The organism is Allorhodopirellula solitaria, from assembly GCF_007859855.1.
Lineage (GTDB): Bacteria > Planctomycetota > Planctomycetia > Pirellulales > Pirellulaceae > Rhodopirellula > Rhodopirellula solitaria.
Genome location: NZ_SJPK01000051.1, coordinates 1 through 4,394, shown reverse-complemented (window position 1 = coordinate 4,394; position 4,394 = coordinate 1). Strand labels below are relative to the sequence as shown.

Annotated in this window: 5 protein-coding genes; 4 read left to right on the top strand and 1 reads right to left on the bottom strand. The window is 55.2% G+C overall.

The genetic code is table 11. The annotated features are described in order from the left end of the window. Positions 1-148 precede the first annotated feature (148 nt). From CA85_RS24525 to CA85_RS24510, 4 genes are all read left to right on the top strand, one after another. On the top strand, positions 149-550 hold the full coding sequence (locus CA85_RS24525; RefSeq protein ID WP_146394365.1) for a hypothetical protein: 402 nt from the start codon (positions 149-151) through the stop codon (positions 548-550). 107 nt (positions 551-657) lie between these two features. Further along, positions 658-1,059, top strand: coding sequence for a hypothetical protein (locus CA85_RS24520; RefSeq protein ID WP_146394363.1), 402 nt, complete (start codon positions 658-660; stop codon positions 1,057-1,059). Further along, positions 1,013-1,624, top strand: a complete 612-nt coding sequence (locus CA85_RS24515; protein ID WP_222435530.1) for a hypothetical protein — start codon at positions 1,013-1,015, stop codon at positions 1,622-1,624. Before CA85_RS24520 ends, CA85_RS24515 begins: the two co-directional genes overlap by 47 nt. Before the next feature lie 1,724 nt (positions 1,625-3,348). After that, positions 3,349-3,807: a hypothetical protein gene (locus CA85_RS24510; RefSeq protein WP_146394360.1), complete on the top strand. Its 459-nt coding sequence runs from the start codon at positions 3,349-3,351 to the stop codon at positions 3,805-3,807. 93 nt (positions 3,808-3,900) lie between these two features. Here CA85_RS24510 and CA85_RS25305 read toward each other — a convergent pair. Beyond that, the coding region (locus CA85_RS25305) for a hypothetical protein (protein ID WP_186775206.1) at positions 3,901-4,394 on the bottom strand (494 nt) is incomplete at its 5' end.

Here is a 4,394-nt window from a genome sequence, read left to right as displayed (position 1 = left end):
GACGCGGGCAAGCCCACGGGTACTACGCTACACTGAAAGACTCGTAACAATGCGATGATACGGAGCGGCGTGGTCGCCGTTCTCGCAGGGGTGAGTCGCTCTCTGCCGCCCGCATATCGCCGCCGTTCCCCGACGGGCATTCGCACCGATGATTGATGTTGAGGCTCAACCGCGAATTGTCGCCGAAATTGTGATGCTCTCATTAGCCGAAGGTGGCCGCACTCGGGGCATCACGATCGAACCCGATTCGCGATACATGCCGCATCTAGCGATCGACGACCGAACGAACCGCAAAGCGAGAACTGACTCGAACAATCAGTCTCTCGAACACTACATGGGCGTTCTTTTCGAACCGGCATTGTCGGCCACTGATCCCGCAACTGGTTCCGGCCAATATCCGCTTCGACTCATGTACTATCCCCGCGTCGACTACTCCACGCTTCAGGCCGGGGTCACCTTCACTGTACGCGAGGGCGGACGCATTGTTGGTCACGGCGTTGTGGTATCATCGACTTTACCCATCCAACACGAACAGAGCTGGGAACAATGACATGCACGGGAGCACGGCTTGCGGCGTTCTTCGCAATGGACAGTCAACCTTCCGTGCCCCGTGATGTCCGCCGTTCTCTCACCTGTTGGCTAGAAGCCCGTAAGGCAATGACTGATCCCAAGAGCATCCAACGCATCAGTCAGTTTCTGGCGTTATTGCCAGGTGTCGCGAAGGCTAGGTTGTGGCGATCCGACGCTTCGGGTGCGATCAACGCGGTCATTGGTTGCGAATCGCTTGCCGGTTTTGATGCGATCGCCAGGTGTGCCGCTGGTGCGAACGTTACAGCTACGCTAGGTAGTTCCGAATCGACAAGCTTCCGCAAGTTAGAGCCTGTCCCATTCCTGGGTGTCTTAGTTCGTTTCGACGACGCTGATGTAGAAACCCCGTCGGAGTTCGAGCGATTTGGTTTTTATGTCGCTTCTTTTCTGTACAATGAAGCGATCATCGACGACTCGTCTTTGGATGAGCTGGAAATGGCATGGTCCGTTCAATTTTGGAGAGAACCATGACATGCACGGGAGGACGGCTTGCACGGTTTCTGAAGTGGAAGATTCTTCGTCCGTCCCCCGTGATGACTACCGTTCTGCCACTCAAATGGAGCACATCGTGCTGAACCGGTTGTGGAATCTTTCTCTTGTGCGCAAACCCATTTGCCTAGCGGGAATGTTCGTTCCGCTATTGATAATGCTTTCCTCATGGTTCGGCATTCGTAGCGGGACTGATGTTGTTGCATACGCATGCATGGCCAGGGAATGTCATCCGGTATGGCAAGATTTAGCGCTTCACCGTATCTACGAAGGGCAAGCCGTAGAAGAAGTGATCACTTCATCTGACCCGGTAACTGTCGTGCGACATGGTCGATTTGTCAGCCTCGGTTACCAAGAGCCTCTCTCGTTTAATGTCATTCAAATCGTCGCGATCGATGGGAAGCTAGCTTGGGCGTATAGCGGAAGCTGTACTTGGGATCACACCTTTTTCGGGCCACTCAATGCCAGTCGCACGGAAGAAATGTCCGAATCGTACGAACATGACGAACGGACAGTGCACTACAATGGAGTGCCAATCGCCCAATAGTCGTTGCGCTTTTGGCAGAACCATGGGATGCAACGAAGCGGCGGCAGCATCTTTTTTGCCATCAACACATTCGGTCGCCGCTCGCTGATCCCTAACGTTATTTGATTTAGCGGCGTCGTCCAACGCCTGTCGAATCTGCGCTCCCGTTAGCGTTTCGACCCAACGATCGGCACGGCGACCATTGCCGTGGTAGCCGAACACGATGTCCGCAGCACGACCCTGCGGAAGCCAGTGCCGATCAACTCCAACGCCTGATGAATCCAACGCGTGCCAATCCCAAGGCGTGACAACTCCAACGCCTGGCGAACCCCAGGTCCGAAGTTGTGTCGTGAATCCCACACCGATACAATGCCCGTAAGACTGGTTGCTGCTGGCCGCCTCACGGCGTTTCGCTAAAGCCTAAACCATCCAACGCCATGCAAATAACAATGCCATGCAATGGAGGACGGCGTTCACGTCTTGGCAGGTGAACGTCGCTCTGCCGTCCCCATTGATGGCTGCCGTTACCCGACGAAAATGATGGAGCGTTTCCCCTGATGCCAAGTCCGCACGAGAAGCCATCGGCATATCTCCGTTTTCGGATTATCGACTTGCTTGCATTCACCACGATTGTGGCACTGCATTTCGCGGCGTATTGGGGCGACGCGAGCGCGTCTAACGGCGAGTGGCCTGAGCTTCTCTACTTTTCTCCAACTGCAATAACTTGTCTCCTCCACCTTCGGCTACATCTTAAAACATCAACGGCGATGGTAGTACACTACTCAGTCACTCTCGCTTGGTTCTTCTTGCATTCAGTTGGACAGGCTGCTTTCAACAATCCATACATAGCCCAAAAAGACGTTACGTATCAGATTGATTGGTGCGCTTACCTCTGGAGGGAGATGAGCGGAATGGCGATTTTCGGTATTGCTTGCGCCGCTGTCTACGGGCTCGTTTGCTACACTGCATTACATGCCGATCGGACAGTTCCCATTCGGCAACCGCAAAATGAAGCTAAAGCAAACGGGTAACCATCGCGTGAACCGGAGAACGCGAGCTAAGGGAATTGGCCGTTGGAGACTTTCCCGCGCGTTCCCGGTTACGCGTAACGTTACCCAGTAGAAGCGAAAACAGAGCCCGCTGGACAATGGGACACGATTACATCGACATCGGGACGTCTCATTTGCGACTCAACGACTTCCACATTTGGACGCTCCACCACTTTTTTTGCGATGCCATCGCAACTTCTACACCGGAGTCATTTGGGACTGATGCAGATACATTTAACGCTCTGCAAAAGTACCTAGAGTCGTGGGAATGGCTTGGCCCCGGAATCGTCACCGGATGTGACTTTAATTCCTTCGCTACTACACCGTCTCGCTTGAATCTCCTACGAACGCTTATTTCTGCGACCCGTGAACGATTGACGCGATTTGGCGATGCCATACCGCTCAGCTATCTCGACGATCATGTGAACTCGTCAATGGCGTATTATCTAGCCCCGCAGCCGACTGCCACATTTACGGATATAATCGACCGCTTACTCGCTTTGATTTCCCAAGATGGGTAACCATGCCGTGCACCGAAGGACGGCCTGCGCCGTTTTTCAAGTTGAAAATCAGTCGTCCGTCCTCGGTGACGGCTGCCGTTCTGCCACTTAGAAAGAGCCTGTCACAGCAGTGAATCCGTACTCGTCGCCAATAAATCCGCAAACGACGCCGATTCGCGCGGAACGTCCCTCGCTGGTGAACGCAGCGCAAACCACGTGGATTGCCGCTGGTTGCTCGCTCCTCGGGATGGCGTTCATCACGTCCTTGGCGATTGACAAATCTTTTGCGAAGCTGATCGTTTCAGATGATTCATACATTGCGTCCTTTGCGGCGACTGTTCCGGTCACGGCGTTCGTTGCGATGGGCGTGGCCACGGGATGGTGGTTTCAATCAACGCGAATTTCATGGATTGCAACTTTCCTGCCTCTTTTATGTTTCTCGGCACTGCTCTGGATTGCGGACCTCGCGCATGACTTCGGTGAGGGAGACCAACTAGTCGGCTACCTTGGAATTGGAACATTGCTTGGCGGTGTTTGCGGTTCTCTTGCGTTCACAGTTCAGAATCCGTATTCTCGATTGCTGATCGCGATCGTTCCACACGTCGTGTTTGTCGCCGGGTATCTAACCGCCCTTAATGCGATGTCGCATTCGTGACCCCGAAAGCAGAACAATACGATGCACGGGAGCGGCGAAGTCACGGTTCTTGGCAATGGAACATCTCTCGTCGCCGCCCCGTGATCGGTGACGTTACGAGACAAAGCCGTGCTGAGGACGAGTGTGGATGAAACGCCAAGTGTGCCCTGCGGGGCATCGTCCCACGGCCGAGTCCTGGCAACCATCGCCTGCCTTGCGGGGCACAAAACCAGTGCATGCCCAGCGGAGCATCAACCGACGCCTGCTCTGCGAGGCACTCTTCGACGCCTGCCCTGCGGGGCACGGGCCGACGCCTGACAGATCGGTGACTGTGGGGCAGTGCTCGTCTCGGACCGAAGACGCGGGCAAGCCGACGGGCACTACGCTACACTGAAAGACTCGTAACAATGCGATGATACGGAGCGGCGATGGTCGCCGTTCTCGCAGGGGTGAGTCGCTCGCTGCCGCCCGCATATCGCCGCCGTTACGAGACAAAGCCTTGCTGACGACGAGTGTGGGTGAAACGCCAAGTGTGCCCTGCGGGGCATCGTCCCACGCCGGAGTCGCGACAACCAACGCCAGCCCTGCGGGGCACAAAACCAGCGCAT